Here is a 17,028-nt window from a genome sequence, read left to right as displayed (position 1 = left end):
TATCGGCCGGACACCAGATTCCCTCGAGAAGAATTGTGCCCGAATTGCCCTAATTAGGGCATCAATTCTCCGTACCAGTTACTATTTCGGAAGCACACGAAGAATTGGACATTTCACCCAATCTCTCTGTGCCTGTCGGTCCGAAGATTGCAAGCACGAGCACAACGGGGATTAGGAACACAAGGATGTCGGGGCGGGAGGGGGACGCAACTGTCGAGGGCGTCAATCACTCTGCCATCGCCAGACCATTCCCCCGTCAGGCGCTCTTTGCAAAGTTGGATCGCCGGACTCCCCTGACAATTGTGCGCGCCCCGAACGGATACGGTAAATCCGACCTCCTGAAATCCTGGCTCGAATCTTCCGACACCTCGGATCACGATCTCGTGTGGGTTCCGGCTCCACCGCTCAATTCGAGCGCATCGGAATACCTCACCACGATCCTCCGCCAGAGCAGGCAGTCCGGCATTGTTGCCCCACACGTATCCGGCGATCCGTTCACCGACCTCGCCGCCGCATTCTCCGCCGTCACCAATCCAGTTCTCCTGGTATTGATTCGGCCGGATCTCATCCCAAACCACGCACTCGAAGAGCAACTTGTCGAACTAGTCACCCGCTGCCACCAGTTGGACATCGCCGTGACATTGTCGGGACTCACCCTGTTTGCCGAACCATATTTCCTCGAGGTAGATCACGAACTGATCCGTGCCGAGGAACTACTCTTCAACTCGGCCGACACGGCAAACCTACTGACGTTCATCGGGTCGAATCCCCTTCCCGGCGAAGCCGAGAAGATCACGACTATGACCGGCGGCCTACCAACTCTCGTACATGCCGGCGCCGCGGTCGTCGAATTACTACCCACACAACATGATCGAGATCAACTCCTCGAGCTGAACCTGCAACAGACGATCGACGAGTACACCCGGCGCACGACCCTCGATAACACCGACATCGCTGACCATCGGGACTTCCTCGTATCCTGTTCGACAGCGCGAACCCTCGATGTGAGCACTGCAGCGCACCTGTTCGCCTCCCCCGAATCCCGTGACCGGATTCGTGAACGTCTACTCGAGCTGGAATCGGCAGGCACACTCTCCCGGATCGAAATCGGAACTGACGAAAGCTGGGAACTTCCAGCGGCAGTTCGCGCGTCACTGATGGCAACGCAACCACAGCTCGGACTCGATCCGACAGAGCAATTGTCCTCGCTGGCACATTTCCGACTCGATTCCGGCCAACACGCGTCGGCGCTGAAGTACGCGACCGAAGGCGGCGACTGGGATCTTGCCATCAATATTATCGAAAATAATTGGGTAACAATGCTTTCCGAAAGCTTTGATATCGTACGCCGCGCATTGCAACAGATACCGCCCGCAACGGCGAAGAAGAGTTCGATTGCTCTGGCGGGCCGCGACCTGTTCACCATGCAGCCGGGCGACATCCCCAAGCCGATCACCGCGCTGCCTCGCTCTGCCGAAGCACTCCGAGCGATCGGTGCAAGCAAGGACGCCCGCGACGTACTCAATGTCGGCTGTGTTCACTCGATCAGGCTGCGCGTCGCCGGAAAATACGGGCCTGCAGCCGAAACGACCCGCCGCCTGGCCCAGATCAGCAGAAGCGCTCTCGCTACGAACCCCGACGACATCAGCCCGCAACTCCCGTTGATGCGCGTGCAATGGGGTATCACCTTTCAACTGAGCGGACGGTTCGCCGAATCCACCACCGAGATGCGCATGGCGTACTGGGGCGGTGAATCACAAGGCATCGACTTCATCGCCCGCAATGCGGCGGGAGGTGTAGCCATGAATTGGGCGATTGTCGGGGAACCCACTCTGTCGCAGGGATGGTCACGGCTCGAGCGCAAACATCCGAACACATATGGATGGCTCCACTCGATGGTACGAACGCCAGGACTGGTAGCCCGTGCGTTGACTGCACTGTGCACTCTCGACCTCCAGGATGCACGTGAGGCCGTCGCAACCCTGGGAGAGCCCGACAACAACGAGGAACTGTGGGCATTTGTCCTCTACACGCACTGCCAGTACGCACTCGCCTGCCGTGAAGAAGCCGCAGCTATCACGTTGCTGCGCAAGGCAATTTCCGACAACCCCACAAAGCTGAAACCCGATTCGTTTGCGCTACCGTTGTTGCGCTCCACCAAAATCGATCTCGCCCTCGCGCTCGGGGACGGAAACTTGGCAATGGCACTGTCGTCGGACATTGCCGAGCCGGCCGCCAACCCCTGGACACTGGTTTCCGTCGCGCGCCTGTATCAGCGGGCCGGTCAGAATGAATCTGCAATCGCACTGTGCCACCAATTCGATTGGGCGCGAGAGTCGTACCCACGCCCACAAATCGAGGCACTCCTGATTCAAGCCGTCGCGCATTCACGAGGTGGCGAGCCGCGACGCGCCGCCGAAGCCTGGTCGAATGCCTGCAGCATCGCAGACCAAACCGGCAATCTCCGATCGTTCTCGACCATATCTCGACACGACGTCGATCACCTTGAATCCATAGCGGGTACCGGATCGAGCGCACTTGCCAAATTCCTGAAACTTGCTCCAGGAGAAACATTTCCACACGAACTGAACCTGGTCACCTTGACCGAGCGAGAAAGACAGGTTCTTGATCTGATCGCGTCCGACGCCAGTTTGACGGAGATGGCAAACGCACTCTTCATCTCCGTCAACACGGTCAAGACGCAGGTGCGCACGCTGTACCGAAAGCTTCAAGTCCACAATCGACGCGAAGCACTCGCACGCGGACGGGAGCTACGTCTGCTCTGATCCACCGACGGGATACATTCTGTAGTCATGAGCCATACCTGCGTCTTCTGCAACATCATCTCGGCAGACGAGCCCGCAATTCGTGTTTTCGAAACCGAAACCGTGCTCGCTTTTCTCGACGCCCGCCCGGTCAGTCGCGGACACACCCTTGTTGTGCCCAAACGCCACGCCACCAACCTCGACGGACTCGAAAACCACGAGGGCGCAGAGATGTTCCGGGTAGGCACACTCATCGCCGGCGCGCTGCGGAGGTGCGACATCGCTGCAGACGGCGTCAACATCCTGGTCAACGACGGTCGTGCTGCCGGTCAGACCGTCTTTCACTCCCATCTGCACGTCGTGCCGCGACACAGCGGAGACAAAGCCAAGTTCGCAGCCGGGCTCCTGGCGAGGCGAGCCGTCGAACTCGAAGAAGCGGGAGCGTCGATCCGAAGTCAGCTCTGATCAACCAGGAACGCCGTCACTTCGTCGCGGTACCGGTCTGGTTGATCATCGTGGACAAGGTGACCGGCGTCGGCAATGCGCACATACCGAGTCCCCGGACGCTCTGCCATCTCGCGCATCTGGCCTTGCGGGGTAATCGTGAACTCACCCTCGACGAGAAGGGTGGGCACCTCGATTGCACTCCACTGATCCCAGAAATGTCGCGTGCCCCATTCTTCCGAGATATCGCGGAAGGTCGACACGTCACCGTGCAGGTACCACCCGTCGTCGCGGCGGTCGAACGAATCCAGAAAGTATTGTCCCGCAACCGGACCGAAGAATTCCTTCACCGCGTCATCGGTGGCAAACGGCTGCGGCCACGACGACACCATCTGAGCCCAGTCCTCCGCAGTGCGCCCGCGGAAATCCGGTGCCATGTCCTCGAGAACCAACGCACGCACTCGGTCCGGATGTGCGGCGGCAAAACACCACGCGTGCAGGGCACCCATCGAGTGCCCGATCACGATCATCGGCTCGTCGATGATCGTGACGGCCGACGCAAGGTCTTCGACAAAGGCCTCAGTCGTCAATTCTGCGGGCGCCGGCCGTCCGTGACCGGCCGCGTCGAACGTGTAGACGTGGCCGAACTCGCGAATCCAGGGCACATGCCGGCGCCACGTCCGGGCACTGCCCATGAGGCCGTGCAACAACAGAATCGGCTGGCCGGTACCACCTTCGTCATGCAACACGAATGTCACCGTACGCGGTGGAGCCGCGCGGTAATGTCGCTTACATGGCAGTCGTGAAGATCAATGCAATCGAAATCCCCGAGGGCGCGGGCCCCGAACTGGAAAAGCGCTTCGCAGCACGCGCTCACGCCGTGGAGAACTCTCCCGGATTCCTCGGATTCCAGCTCCTGCGCCCCACCGCCGGAGAGAACCGCTACTTCGTGGTCACGCAGTGGGAGAACGAGGAGGCGTTCGCCGACTGGCGTGACGGCCCGGCCCGCGCAGCGCACTCAGGTGAGCGCGCCAAGCCCGTCGCCTCGGGAGCGTCGCTGCTCGAGTTCGAGGTAGTTCTGGACGTCCCCGCCAAGAGTTGATCCGTGATCGTGAAGGATTTTGCTCGCCTAGCGAACAAAATCCTTCACGATTTTCGTGTGTTCACTGCTAAAGTGCGCTCTGTACACGCGATGGTCGACAGGAATCCGGTGAAAGCCCGGAGCGGTCGCGCCACTGTAATTCGAGGTGAAACCACCTCGACAGCCAGACACTTCGGCCATCGCATTTGACCTAGGGGACGCGAAAATCCCAGGAGGCTTCGATGGCACTCGCCTACTCTCCCGACTCGTCGATCGATTCGACTCGTCTTGCCTTCCTCGCCGCAGCTGTTGTGCTGTTCGCGATGCTGGCTCTCTACCTGGTCGGATTCGACCAGGGCGCAATCTCACGCACAGGCATGTACATGCATGAGTTGATGCACGACGGACGCCACTTGATGGGCCTCCCGTGCCACTAGTCGACAATTTCACGAAGCTTCTGATTCGTGGCTTGTTGGCTGGTTTGATCGCAGGCATCCTTGCCGGCGGAGTTGCATTTGTGCTGGGTGAACCGCACGTCAACGCTGCCATCGCGATCGAAGAAGCCAACAGTGCCGCCGGCGAAACTGCCGGACACTCGCACGGCGACGAAGAAGCTCCACTCGTCAGTCGTGACGGTCAACGCGCTGGACTCTTCCTCGCAACGTCGCTCGCGGGCTTGGCCCTCGGTGCCATCTTCGCCGTAGTCGCCAACTACGCGCGGCGGATCACCACCATGTCCGGACCGTTGTTGGTGATGGCCATCGCATTGGGAGGCTGGCTCGCCATCGAGGCGGTGCCGTTCTTCAAGTACCCGGCCAACCCACCAGCCGTCGGCGATCCCGACACGATCAACCAGCGAACCTGGCTGTGGCTCGCGACCGTGATCCTCGGACTGCTGGCCGTCACCGCGGCCGCCGCGGCGGCAAAAGCTGTATCCGCCCACGAGTTCCTCAGTGTGCGCGTCGCCGCTCCGGTGGCTGCGTTCCTTGTCATCGTGGCAATCGGTTACCTCTCGCTGCCCACGATCAACGAGGTGGGCGACGACTTCCCGGCAACTCTGCTGTGGGAGTTCCGCCTCTCGTCCCTCGCTACACAGGCAACCTTGTGGCTTGCACTCGGATTGGCATTTGCCTTCCTCACCGAGCGCGCGACCAAGGATGCCGATGTCGCGAAAAAGTTCGCCCTGCGCTGACCCTGCTGTGCGCCTTTGTTAACCACGGGCGGTTAACAAAGGCGCACAGCAGTTTGTTTTCAGCTCAGATGATGCACTTCCTGCAGCCCGTACACCGGCGTCGGAATGCCCTCGTAGCGCGCCTTCAACTGCAGCGCCAGATACAGCGAGTAGTGGCGAGACTGATGCAGATTGCCGCCGTGAAACCACAGCGCTTCCTGCTGCGTCGGCTTCCACATGTTGCGCTGCTCGCCCTCCCACGGTCCTGGATCCTTGGTGGTGTTCGACCCCAGGCCCCAGACCTTGCCCACCTTGTCGGCAGTGTCCTGACCGATCAGATCGGCCACCCAGCCGTTCATCGAGCCGTAGCCGGTTGCGTAGACCACCACGTCGGCCGGTAGTTCCGTTCCGTCTTCGAGAATCACGCTGTTCTCGGTCAGCTCACGAATGTTGCCGTGCGCGAGCTTGATGTCCCCGTTCGCGACCAGTTCGGCAGCGCCGACGTCGATGTAGTAACCCGAGCCGCGTCGTAGGTACTTCATGAACAGGCCAGAACCGTCGTCGCCCCAGTCGTGCTCGAAGCCGGCCTTTTCGAGGCGATCGTAGAAGTCCTTGTCGCGCTCACGGATTGCGTCGTACACCGGGATCTGGAACTCGTGCATGATCCGGTACGGCAGCGAACCGAACGTGAGGTCGGCCTTGTGTGTCGTCATACCGGCGGCGAGTGCGCGTTCCGAATACAGATCACCCAAGCCCAGATCCATCAGCGAATCCGACTTCACGATGTGCGTCGAGCTGCGCTGCACCATCGTCACGTCGATGCCGTTCTCCCACAGAGCGCCGCAGATGTCGTGCGAGGAGTTGTTCGCCCCGATGACCACAACCTTCTTGCCCACGTACTGATCCGGGCCGGGGTGCTTGCTCGAGTGGTGCTGATCGCCCAGGAACTTGTTCTGACCGGGGAACGTCGGAACGTTTGCCTTGCCGGACATACCGGTCGCCATCACCAACTGCTTGGGACGCAACGTCAGCTTCTCGCCGTTGCGGTTGACCTCGACGGTCCATTCCTGGACCTTCTCGTCGAATGACGCCGACGTGCAGGTCGTGGAACTCCAGTACGGAACCTCCATGACCTTGGTATACATCTCGAGCCAGTCGCCGATCTTGTCCTTGGGCGCGAACACCGGCCAGTTGTCGGGGAACGGCATGTAGGGCAGGTGGTCGTACCAAACCGGATCGTGCAGGCACAGGGACTTGTAGCGTCCGCGCCACTGATCTCCCGGCCGCTCGTGGCTGTCGATCACGATGGCCGGAACTCCGAGCTGGCGCATGCGCGCTCCGAGCGCGATTCCGCCCTGGCCGCCGCCGACGATCACGACGTAAGGCTGTGTGGTGTAGCCGAGTTCGCGGTCCTCGATCTCCTTCTGTTCGGCCCAGGTGATGCGGTCCGGGTCTGCCCCGTGCTTCGCGCCGCGTGGCCGGCGGGTGCCCTTGCCCTCTTCGTGTCCCTTGAGTTCCTGCAATGACGTCAGCAGCGTCCAAGCAACAGGCTCGCCGAGTTCGTCCTTGAGCCGAAGGTGTCCGTGCGCGCGGCCCGTCGCGGTCTCGAATTCGATCCAGGCCGACGTGACGCCGTCGGCTTCGTCGGGGGTCTCGGTGGTCCGGAATCCTGAAGGATCAGTGTCGTCGAGACGCTCGGAAAGCATGTCGGCAATCTGCTCGCGACCTTCGACGGTCTTGATGTTCCAGGTGAACGAAACCAAGTCTCGCCAGAAGCTGTCGAGGGCGAATTTTGCTGCGACCCGTTCGATGTCACGAGCGGCGAGCGCCGACTCGAAATCCGCCAGCCAGGCGTCGACGCGCTCCTGAGGTGTCACAGCCGTCGAGCTTTCCGCGGCTACGACTGCGGAATCGATGGTTTGCGTCATCACTTCTCCTTCTTTGGGAATGTGATACACAGCACATCGCATAAGTGGCCCGGGTCACAAGCGTTGCAATCCGTTGCAATCCCCGGGCCGTTGAAGTTCTCCCGGACTGCGCCCCGCTACGTTCGCGGCCAGGGACGTCCGGCTAGTTTCTCGACGTCGGAATTGAACCTCCGAAGCCACATCGCAAACGTCGCCACATCCTCAGGTTCCCAATCGGCCACGACCCGATCCAGGCCGTCCACGTTGCCAGCCCGATCCGCACCGAGTCGGCGCATCCCCTCGTCGGTGATGCGGAACTTTCGCGCCATACCGCCATCAGGGTCGGAAATACGTTGAACCAGACCCGAATTCACCATTGCGGACGTCTGGCGACTCAGTGTCGACGTATCCAGCCCGAAGGCCTCGCCGAGTTCACCGATCGACATAGGGCCTTGCATGTCGATGCGACTGAGCAACGTGTACGCACTTCGATCGAGGTGATTGCCACCATGCTTGTACTGCGGCGGATGGAGGCCGACGTATCGCCCGAGCAGCATGGTTTCGAACTCGATCAAATGCGTGGGCTTGTCCATGCCAGTCCTTCTACCGATCCATTCTCGATCCGCGCACCGAATCTCGACACGACGGTACGCACGACTAGATGCATCGAACAACAAATATGTATGCTGCACATCTCTTGCATGATGCAACTCGTTTGTTTAGTAAACAATTCTTTACTTTAGTAGAAGGGGGAGGTTGTGGAAAATTCACCACAACCCGACGTCCGCGCAGGCGGACTTGTCGGAGTGCTCGCGTTCGCGGGCATCGTCGCTGCACTCATGCAGACGATCGTCGTACCGCTCATCGCAGATCTCCCCGCATTGCTGAACACCACGGCGTCCAACGCGTCATGGGTCATCACCGCAACACTGCTGGCCGGTGCTGTTGCTACACCGATCACCGGCCGCCTCGGCGACCTGTACGGCAAGCGACAGATGATCCTGATCTGCTCGATACCGCTTATTGCCGGGTCAGTTGTCGCCGCTACCGCGTCGTCACTGATGCCGATGGTGATCGGCCGCGGACTTCAGGGCATCGGCGTCGGCATGATCCCGCTGGGCATCAGCGCCCTACGCGACCTTCTCCCGCCGGAGAAGCTGCATTCAGCCATTGCACTGATGAGTTCGTCCATGGGCATCGGCGGCGCACTCGGGTTGCCAATGGCAGCTGCCGTGGCCGAGCACACCAACTGGCGTGTCCTCTTCTGGGGTTCCGCCGTTCTCAGCGTGATCATCGCCGTGCTGATCTGGTTCTTCGTTCCCTCCACCCCGGTACACAACACCGGCGGACGCTTCGATCTGATCGGGGCACTCGGACTGGGAGTCGGATTGGTCTCGCTTCTGCTGGCTGTGTCCAAAGGCGCGGACTGGGGCTGGGGCAGCGGAACAACGCTCGGCCTCTTCGCGACTACCGTCATCGTCCTCGCGGCGTGGGGTTGGTGGGAACTCGAGACCGACGATCCGCTAGTGGACCTCCGCGTCACCGCCAGGCCGCAGGTGCTGTTCACTAATGCCGCCTCCGTAGCCGTCGGCTTTGCGATGTACGCCCAGGCGCTGATCCTGCCCCAGCTTCTTCAGTTGCCCGCCGCGACCGGCTACGGCATGGGTCAATCAATGCTCGCAATGGGTCTGTGGATGGCGCCCGGCGGGTTTGTCATGATGGCCGTCTCCGTCGCCGGGGCAAAGCTCTCCGCCGCCCGCGGCCCCAAGATGACACTGCTTCTCGGAACCCTGGTCATCGCACTGGGTTACGGATCTTCGATGCTTCTCATGGGATCGACCTGGGGCTTGCTGATCGTGACCTGCATCTGCAACGCTGGAATCGGCCTTGCCTACGGCTCGATGCCCGCCCTCATCATGGGCGCGGTTCCGCCGTCCGCCACGGCGTCGGCCAACAGCTTCAACACCCTGATGCGGTCCGTCGGCACCTCGATCTCCGCCGCTGTCGTTGGCGTTGTCCTGGCTCAGATGAGTATGGACTTCGCCGGTCACACCCTCCCGACGGAAGCCGGGTTCCGTACAGGTCTGCTCATCGCCTGCGGTGCCGCACTGATCGCCGGCGCAATCACGCTGCTGATTCCCGCACGAAAGAACGCGGCGCAGAAGGAAACTGCCGCAGAGTCAGCACCCCTCACGAAAGTCTGACCTACGCGATTGGTTGCCCGCATACATTTGCGGGCAACCAGTTCACACGGATTCAGGCTTCAATCGGCCAAGCCCCAGCGACTGGAAACCGACAACGTAGAACAACGTCCACAGCACCGCCCAGTCCACGAAACCCAGTGCATTGCCGTGCAATCCGTCGGCCACTGCGGGTTCGTGAAGAATGTGCTCGGCAGCAAAACGGTAGTAGAAGAGGAACGTCACCACTGCCAGCCCCAACGTGAGCACTGCGCGGATCAACAGGTTCACCCCGTCAGCGAACCCAGTCGGCCTGTTTCCGAATGCATTGGCCCAGAAGATCATCCAGAAGGCCCAGCACACACCGAGTTGGGCCGGAAACTGATTCACGACGCCACCCAACTCGGCAACCGCAGCACTTCCCAGCAGAACCTTCACAACAGACAGTGCCACGAAGTACAGCCCGGTTCCCAGTGCAAAATTGCCCACCGTAGCCGCGAGTGCGGTTTTCCCTCCACCACCGAACAGCCGCCACGGCCAATTTTCCAGAGTCTGACCGGTCAAGATCACGACCACCACAACGCAGTAGAACCACCCGAGCACGGTGTCGACGGTCATCAATGGATTGGTTGCGGACAGCGATACGGACGGCAGCCCGAAAACGAAATACAGGGCAAGCGTCGGTACCGCGACAAACGCGATCTCGCACAGACCCACCAACGGCTGCTTCATCCCGATGGAGACCCACGGCCAATGCTGCCAGTTCAGCACCACCATCACCCAGGTTCCGAACCCGAACAGCACAAACAACGCACCGGCGAAGTAGCCGAGACCGCCGGCGCGGTCTGCCGCGAAGTCCGGATACAGACTCCCGATTCCGTTGGCGAGCAACCACGTCACCACAACCGCGAACACGGCTGTCGCTGCCATGATTGCAACGCCTCTGGCCGGCTGCGGCAGTTGATCGAATCCGGCAAACTCGCAGTTGAAGCCGATGAACACCACAAAAAGTATGGCCCAGAACAGCGCTGCATTGAACGGCAACGGATAGAAATTCCAGGGGCTGGTCACCGGATCGGCCAGAAGATACCAACTCGCCAGAGCCAGAACCAGAACGATCACAAGATTTGCAGCACCGAACGGAATCCAGCGGCGCGAGGGTCGACGGCTCGGCGTCGCCGAACCCTTCGGAACATCGACTGTTGCAGTCATATCTTCTTCTCCCGGTTTGTGCCACAAAGCAATTCGCGAAGTGGTCGCGCAACTATGAAGGCACCGAACCGGACACAGGGAGAGTTGCCGACAGTTGCAATCGATGTCCGATTGTTCGGGTTTGCAACGCGATGCAACCCTTCTATAGTGTGGTCGTCATCACATATAACTCACTCATCGGCTTACCCGCCAACGAGGAGACACTGAATATGAGCATCACCGGCAAAGTTGCACTGGTCACCGGAGCAGGCCAAGGGATCGGACGTGGAATCGCACTCCGGCTCGCCCACGACGGCGCAGACATCGCGCTAGTCGATCTCGACCAGACCAAGCTGGATGCCGTCGCCAAAGAGATTCGCGAAATCGGCTGTCGGACAACCACGTTCATCGCCGATGTCAGCGACCGCGACCAGGTGCAGGCAAGCATTGAACACGCACATTCAACGTTGGGCGGCTTCGATATCATCGTCAACAATGCCGGAATAGCACTGGTAGGCCCCCTGTCCGACGTCACCCCCGAGGAAGTCTCCAAGATTTGGAGCGTCAACGTCGACGGCGTGGTGTGGGGTATTCAAGCCGCGGCCGCGAAGTTCAAGGAACTCGGTCAGCGCGGGAAAATCATCAACGCATCGTCCATTGCAGGCCACGACGGTTTTGCCATGTTGGGTGTGTACAGCGCAACTAAATTCGCCGTCCGGGCACTTACCCAAGCTGCGGCCAAGGAATACGCATCAGACGGCATCACAGTCAACGCGTACTGCCCCGGAGTTGTGGGAACCGACATGTGGGTCACCATCGACAAGCGATTCTCCGAACTCACCGGGGCACCGGAAGGTGCGACCTACGAAAAGTTTGTCGGCGGCATTGCTCTGGGTCGAGCCGAGACTCCCGACGACGTGGCGGGGTTCGTCTCCTATCTGGCCGGACCGGATTCTGATTACATGACCGGCCAAGCCGGACTCATCGACGGAGGGTTGGTATATCGCTGACATGGCCACACCCACAACGCGGTTGCCCGAGCCCGCGATGCCACCCGGTGAGGATCCTCGCAACTACGCGAGGACCCTCGCCGCGGTGTACGACGCCACGATGGCCGGTGATCGATCCCCCGCGCGTCCCCGCGACGTGATCCGCAAGTCCTGGCAGCGGCTGAGAGAGCTGGGAGTCGATCCTGAACAGAGCCGAATCGAACCGTCGATGGATGTGGCAGAACTCGACCTACGTCGCCGTGAATCGGGCCTGTACGACGTACTCGACGACGTGACCCGCGGACTCGAATCGGTGACTGCGAGCGGCGAGAACATCATGGTTGTCGCGGACATACGTGGAACAGTGCTGTGGCGCAGCGGATCCAATCGGGTCCTGGATCAGGCGGGGCGGCTCGGATTTATCGAGGGTGCAAACTGGGCCGAGGACTCTGTCGGCACCAATGCCATCGGTACCGCATTGGTGTCGCATCAAGCCGTTCAGATCTTTTCGGCGGAACACTATGCGCGCAGCCATCACCCGTGGACCTGCGCGGGTGCACCTATTCGAGATCCACGAGACGATCGGGTAATCGGCGTGGTCGACATCAGCGGGCCGGCCAAGACCATCCACCCCACCACACTCGCCTTGGTCGACGCCGTCGCACGTCTTGCCCAATCACACCTGCGTGACAAGCACCGCGACAACCTCGACCAATTACGTTCTGTTGCAGCGCCGATGCTCGCACGCGGCGGATCACCCGCACTGGTCACCGACGCTCATGGCTGGGTTGCGGCGGTCGATTCTCTGCCACATCGCACTCGAATCCTGCTGCCCTCGGCGCTGACTCCCGGCCGGACGTGGTTCCCGGCCCTCGGGCTGTGCGAATTGGATCCGCTACCAGGAGGTTGGCTGATCAGGCCGACCTCCACCGGAAGCAACGTCGCTGCTCCCACAGTGCACGTCGATCTGCGTGATTCCGAGAGCATGTCGGTAACAGTGTCTTCGGAGTTGGGTGAATGGACGTACTCCCCCACCCAGCGCCATGCGGAAATTCTGTTTCTCCTGGGATCGGAGCGAAGAGGGCGCACCGCGTCGCAATTAGCTCAGGACCTGTTCGACGACCCAGCCCGCACGGTGACCGTACGGGCCGAGATGTCCCGCCTACGCAAGAATCTTGCTGGAGTAGTTGCAGCACAACCGTATCGGTTTGTCGATGCAGCGCAGGTCACGCTCTCCTGCCCCGACATCGGTGCACATCTGCTCCCGTTCTCGAACGCTCCAGCCGTCCGGGCCGCCCGAATCAGGGAATGAGGGCCTTGATGTCGGGGACTGCAGTGATCGAGAGAATCTTGCAGTTGTCATCGAACTCGAAGAGATCTGTAGACGCAAAATCCTCCAAACCTTCGCGCTCGACACGCATTTGCATCGCAGCAAACTTGCCCACAACAGTGACAGGGGTCAGCAGACTCACGGTGAACGGCGTGTCCTCACTCTCGGCGAAGAATGCCCGAATCTCGTCAAAACCCCGATTGGTGCGAACACCGACGGGCTCGTGCTGCACAGCACCCTGATGGAACAATTCCATCAACTCATCGATCTGGTGCGATCCGAGCAGCTTGACGTAGCTGTCGACAACGGCGCAGATCTCGTCACGAGAAGGCATGTAGGACTCCTTAATTGAGGGTTGAGTTATCAGCAGATCGAGAAATCAGTGAATGATTCCGCGTTCGAGCAGATGCCGGATTATCTGATCAGCGGCATCGAGAGTCGACGATGACGTCGTATCGATACGAATATCCGGCGAGACCGGAGTTTCGTACGGCGAGTCGATGCCGGTAAAGTTCTTCAACGCACCACTGCGCGCCTTCTTGTACAACCCCTTGGGATCTCGCTTTTCGGCGACAGCCAGCGGGGTGTCGACGAACACCTCGAAGAACTGATCGGCGCCGATGGTTTCCTTGGCGGATTGACGTTCGATCTGAAACGGTGAGATGAACGAAGCGAGGACGATCAGTCCGGCATCGGCCATAAGTTTAGCGACTTCTGTTACGCGGCGGATGTTTTCGACACGATCAGCTTCGGTGAATCCGAGATCACGGTTGAGTCCGTGGCGAACGTTGTCGCCGTCGAGAAGATAGGTATGGCAGCCTAGCGCATGGAGTTTACGCTCCAACTCGTTGGCAATCGCCGACTTACCCGAGCCGGACAACCCGGTGAACCACACTACGCACGGTTTGTGACTGTTGAGCGTCTCTCGCGCCTTCTCGTCGATATCGACGGCCTGCCAGTGAATGTTGTCCGAACGCCGAAGAGAATGCTGGATGAGTCCGGCGCCGACGGTGGTGTTCGTCAACCTGTCGATGAGGATGAATCCACCGGTATCACGGTTGTCGGCGTACGGGTCGAATGGCACCGGACGGTCGAAACTCAGGTTGCAGACACCGATTTCGTTCAGTGCAAGCGTGTCGGTCGCCGTCTTCTCCATAGTATTGACATTGATCTTGTGCTTGGGCTTGGTGATTCGAGCCTGGACCGTCATAGTGCCGATCTGGCAGAGGTACGGCCGCTCCGGGAGCATCTCATGCTCACCCATCCACACCACGTGGGCTTCGAACTGGTCGGCTACCGGGGGCAGCGCATCCGATGAAGCGAGCATGTCGCCGCGGCTGATGTCGATCTCGTCGGTCAGTGTGATGGTCACGGATTGGCCGGCGATGGCTTCGATGAGATCACCGTCCATCGTGACGATGCGCGCGACGGTCGATTCCTTTCCGCTGGGAAGCGCTCGAATCCGATCACCCGGGCGGATGATGCCGGAAGTGACCTGGCCGGAGAAGCCGCGGAAATCGAGGTCGGGGCGGTTGACCCATTGCACCGGCATACGGAACGGGCGTTGCTGCACATCATCGTCGATCTCGACGGTTTCGAGGTGATCGATAAGTGTCGGACCGTCGTACCACGGGGTATTCGCGCTGCGCTCGGTGAGGTTGTCCCCCATATATGCCGACATGGGAATCGGAACGACGTTCTTCAAACCGATTTCGTCTGCAAAAGCACGGTATTCGGCGACAATGTTGTCGAACACCTCCTGCGAGTAGTCGACAAGATCGAGTTTGTTGACGGCGATGACTACATGTCGAATACCGAGCAGTGAAACCAAGTACGAATGGCGGCGGGTTTGAGTGAGCACACCTTTGCGAGCATCGATGAGGATGACCGCGAGGTCAGCTGTCGATGCGCCGGTGACCATGTTGCGGGTGTACTGCTCATGACCAGGAGTATCGGCGACGACAAATTTGCGACGCTCGGTCGTGAAGTACCGGTACGCGACGTCGATAGTGATGCCCTGCTCACGTTCGGCAGCCAGTCCGTCGACGAGGAGCGCGAAATCGAGACCTTCGCCCTGGGTGCCGACCTTGCGTGAGTCGTTTTCCAGAGCCGTAAGTTGGTCTTCGAAAACCAATTTCGATTCGTAGAGAAGGCGACCGATGAGCGTGCTCTTGCCGTCGTCGACACTGCCGCAGGTGATGAAGCGGAGCATCGTCTTGTTGGCATGACGTTCGAGATACTGTTCGATATCGTCGGCAATCAGATCCGAGGAAACGGTCATCAGAAGTACCCCTCTTGCTTCTTCTTCTCCATCGACGCGCTCGAGTCGTGGTCGATGACCCGGCCTTGGCGTTCGGATGTGGTGGTCAACAACATCTCTTGGATGATGTCGGTCAAGGATGTCGCGGTCGATTCGACAGCGCCGGTCAGCGGATAGCACCCGAGGGTTCGGAAACGAACACTCTTGAGTTCCGGTGTTTCACCCGGCAGCAACGGCATCCGGTCGTCGTCGACCATGATCAACGCGCCGTCACGTTCGACGACGGGACGCTTGGCGGCGAAGTACAGCGGGACAATCGGAATCTGTTCCTGGCGTATGTATTCCCACACGTCGAGCTCGGTCCAGTTCGAGAGCGGGAACACGCGCAAGCTCTCCCCCGGCGATTTGCGGACGTTGTACATCCGCCACAGCTCCGGCCGCTGCTGTTTCGGATCCCAGCGGTGCGCTGCCGATCGGATCGAGAAGATCCGTTCCTTGGCGCGGGATTTTTCTTCGTCACGGCGGGCGCCACCGAATGCGGCGTCGAACTTGTAGTGATCGAGGGCTTGCTTGAGTCCCTCGGTTTTCCACATGTCGGTGTGGACGGCACTGCCGTGGGTGAAGGGGTTGACTCCCTTCTCCACACATTCCGGATTCTTGTACACGAGGAGATCGAGGTCCGGCGCCGCTGCTGTCTCGTCGCGAAGGCCGTACATCTCGCGGAACTTCCACGTAGTGTCCACGTGCAGCAACGGAAACGGAAGCTTCGACGGGTAGAACGCCTTGCGCGCCAAGTGCAGCATCACGGCGGAGTCCTTGCCCACCGAATACAGCATCACCGGATTTTCACTCTCGGCGACCGCTTCTCGCATGATATGGATACTCTCGGCTTCGAGCCGTTCGAGATGCGTCAGCGTGGTAGTCATCGGTTCAGCACCTCCAGTGCGGTAGCAGCAAGTTCAGGGCGGCAGATCAACAAGTCGGGCAACCAAGGGTTCTCTTGGTTGTAGTGCAGAGCAGAGCCATCGATTCGTGAAACATGCAGGCCGGCAGCCTGAGCCACGGCAACCGGGGCGGCAGAATCCCACTCGTACTGTCCGCCGGAGTGAGCGTAGATGTCCGCGTCGCCGCGCACTACCGCCATGGCTTTGGCTCCAGCCGAGCCCATCTCGATCAACTCGGCATCCAACGCTCGGGCCAGTGCCATCACTGGCTCCGGCCTCCGAGTGCGACTTACGACAACCCGAGGGTTGGACGGCACGACGTTGTACAGCGGTACCGGGTCTCTACTCGAGTGTGTTATTCCCAGACCCGGGAGCGCCACGGCTCCTGCTGTGAGAGAGCCGTTTTCGAACAATGCAACGTGCACAGCCCAGTCACTGCGGCCGATCTCACCGAACTCGCGGGTTCCGTCGAGTGGGTCGACGATCCAGACGCGCGACGCACCGAGCCGCACAGCATTGTCAGGTGATTCTTCCGAGAGCACCGCGTCGCCGCTGAATCGGCGAGCCAGTTCCCCAGCGATGAATTCCTGACTGACTCGGTCTGCACCCTTTCGGAATGCGACGGGATCGACATCGTCGGGAGTCAACGCTTCGCGATACCGGAGGAGCAGTTCTCCTGCGGCAGTGCTGATATCGATGGCAGCGGTTGTATCGCACGTCGCTTCGGGTGGGTCGTCATGATGCGTGGTAGTTCGCGTCATCGAAG

16 protein-coding genes and 1 riboswitch are annotated in these 17,028 nt (G+C 60.2%); of the genes, 8 read left to right on the top strand and 8 right to left on the bottom strand.

Going from position 1 to position 17,028, the window contains the following annotated elements; all coding sequences use genetic code 11:
• The first annotated feature begins 185 nt into the window (after window positions 1–185).
• Entirely contained in the window at window positions 186–2,786 is a 2,601-nt protein-coding gene (locus C7T36_RS24575) for a LuxR C-terminal-related transcriptional regulator (RefSeq protein WP_052683571.1), read from the top strand.
• 27 nt (window positions 2,787–2,813) lie between these two features.
• Window positions 2,814–3,230 (top strand): HIT family protein, encoded by a 417-nt coding sequence (locus tag C7T36_RS24570; RefSeq protein ID WP_045068355.1) that lies wholly within the window; start codon window positions 2,814–2,816, stop codon window positions 3,228–3,230.
• Here C7T36_RS24570 and C7T36_RS24565 read toward each other — a convergent pair.
• Entirely contained in the window at window positions 3,221–3,958 is a 738-nt protein-coding gene (locus C7T36_RS24565; protein WP_045069618.1) for an alpha/beta fold hydrolase, read from the bottom strand. The genes C7T36_RS24570 and C7T36_RS24565 overlap by 10 nt on opposite strands.
• Before the next feature lie 44 nt (window positions 3,959–4,002).
• Between C7T36_RS24565 and mhuD the strand changes: the two genes are divergently transcribed.
• From mhuD to C7T36_RS24550, 3 genes are all read left to right on the top strand, one after another.
• Window positions 4,003–4,311: a mycobilin-forming heme oxygenase MhuD gene (gene mhuD / locus C7T36_RS24560; protein WP_033236389.1), complete on the top strand. Its 309-nt coding sequence runs from the start codon at window positions 4,003–4,005 to the stop codon at window positions 4,309–4,311.
• A 53-nt stretch (window positions 4,312–4,364) separates the two neighbouring features.
• A riboswitch (cobalamin riboswitch) is annotated at window positions 4,365–4,501 on the top strand.
• A gap of 31 nt (window positions 4,502–4,532) precedes the next feature.
• Window positions 4,533–4,727: a CbtB domain-containing protein gene (locus tag C7T36_RS24555; RefSeq protein WP_033236349.1), complete on the top strand. Its 195-nt coding sequence runs from the start codon at window positions 4,533–4,535 to the stop codon at window positions 4,725–4,727.
• Window positions 4,718–5,482, top strand: a complete 765-nt coding sequence (locus tag C7T36_RS24550) for a CbtA family protein (protein ID WP_045068352.1) — start codon at window positions 4,718–4,720, stop codon at window positions 5,480–5,482. Before C7T36_RS24555 ends, C7T36_RS24550 begins: the two co-directional genes overlap by 10 nt.
• 59 nt (window positions 5,483–5,541) lie before the next feature.
• Here C7T36_RS24550 and C7T36_RS24545 read toward each other — a convergent pair whose 3' ends face one another.
• Window positions 5,542–7,389 (bottom strand): NAD(P)/FAD-dependent oxidoreductase, encoded by a 1,848-nt coding sequence (locus C7T36_RS24545; RefSeq protein ID WP_045068349.1) that lies wholly within the window; start codon window positions 7,387–7,389, stop codon window positions 5,542–5,544.
• 116 nt (window positions 7,390–7,505) lie between these two features.
• Complete coding sequence (locus C7T36_RS24540; protein WP_045068347.1) at window positions 7,506–7,961, bottom strand: MarR family winged helix-turn-helix transcriptional regulator; 456 nt, start codon at window positions 7,959–7,961, stop codon at window positions 7,506–7,508.
• Window positions 7,962–8,126: 165 nt separating this feature from the next.
• On the opposite strand from C7T36_RS24540, the gene C7T36_RS24535 reads away from it, so the two are divergent.
• Window positions 8,127–9,572, top strand: coding sequence for an MFS transporter (locus C7T36_RS24535; protein ID WP_045068345.1), 1,446 nt, complete (start codon window positions 8,127–8,129; stop codon window positions 9,570–9,572).
• A gap of 42 nt (window positions 9,573–9,614) precedes the next feature.
• Here C7T36_RS24535 and C7T36_RS24530 read toward each other — a convergent pair whose 3' ends face one another.
• Window positions 9,615–10,760 (bottom strand): hypothetical protein, encoded by a 1,146-nt coding sequence (locus C7T36_RS24530; RefSeq protein ID WP_045068342.1) that lies wholly within the window; start codon window positions 10,758–10,760, stop codon window positions 9,615–9,617.
• 209 nt (window positions 10,761–10,969) lie between these two features.
• Between C7T36_RS24530 and C7T36_RS24525 the strand changes: the two genes are divergently transcribed.
• Both C7T36_RS24525 and C7T36_RS24520 read left to right on the top strand, forming a co-directional pair.
• The gene (locus tag C7T36_RS24525) at window positions 10,970–11,749 is read left to right on the top strand and encodes an acetoin reductase (protein WP_045068340.1); all 780 of its coding nucleotides are present in this window, start codon (window positions 10,970–10,972) and stop codon (window positions 11,747–11,749) included.
• Window positions 11,750–11,786: 37 nt separating this feature from the next.
• Window positions 11,787–13,040: a GAF domain-containing protein gene (locus tag C7T36_RS24520; protein WP_080711836.1), complete on the top strand. Its 1,254-nt coding sequence runs from the start codon at window positions 11,787–11,789 to the stop codon at window positions 13,038–13,040.
• Here C7T36_RS24520 and C7T36_RS24515 read toward each other — a convergent pair.
• Genes C7T36_RS24515 through C7T36_RS24500 form a run of 4 tightly spaced genes read right to left on the bottom strand, consistent with a single transcriptional unit; the run spans window position 13,030 to window position 17,023 of the window.
• Window positions 13,030–13,392 (bottom strand): nuclear transport factor 2 family protein, encoded by a 363-nt coding sequence (locus tag C7T36_RS24515; RefSeq protein WP_033236342.1) that lies wholly within the window; start codon window positions 13,390–13,392, stop codon window positions 13,030–13,032. The genes C7T36_RS24520 and C7T36_RS24515 overlap by 11 nt on opposite strands.
• A gap of 45 nt (window positions 13,393–13,437) precedes the next feature.
• Complete coding sequence (gene cysN, locus C7T36_RS24510; RefSeq protein WP_033236341.1) at window positions 13,438–15,339, bottom strand: sulfate adenylyltransferase subunit CysN; 1,902 nt, start codon at window positions 15,337–15,339, stop codon at window positions 13,438–13,440.
• On the bottom strand, window positions 15,339–16,244 hold the full coding sequence (cysD, locus tag C7T36_RS24505; protein WP_045068338.1) for a sulfate adenylyltransferase subunit CysD: 906 nt from the start codon (window positions 16,242–16,244) through the stop codon (window positions 15,339–15,341). The genes cysN and cysD overlap by 1 nt, the downstream gene beginning before the upstream one ends.
• Window positions 16,241–17,023: a 3'(2'),5'-bisphosphate nucleotidase CysQ gene (locus C7T36_RS24500; RefSeq protein ID WP_084702893.1), complete on the bottom strand. Its 783-nt coding sequence runs from the start codon at window positions 17,021–17,023 to the stop codon at window positions 16,241–16,243. The genes cysD and C7T36_RS24500 overlap by 4 nt, the downstream gene beginning before the upstream one ends.
• Window positions 17,024–17,028 lie beyond the last annotated feature (5 nt).

Origin of the sequence: Rhodococcus sp. AD45-ID (assembly GCF_003023755.1) — a bacterium.
In the GTDB taxonomy this organism is placed as follows: domain Bacteria; phylum Actinomycetota; class Actinomycetes; order Mycobacteriales; family Mycobacteriaceae; genus Rhodococcus_F; species Rhodococcus_F globerula.
This window is presented reverse-complemented; position numbering and strand designations above follow the sequence as displayed.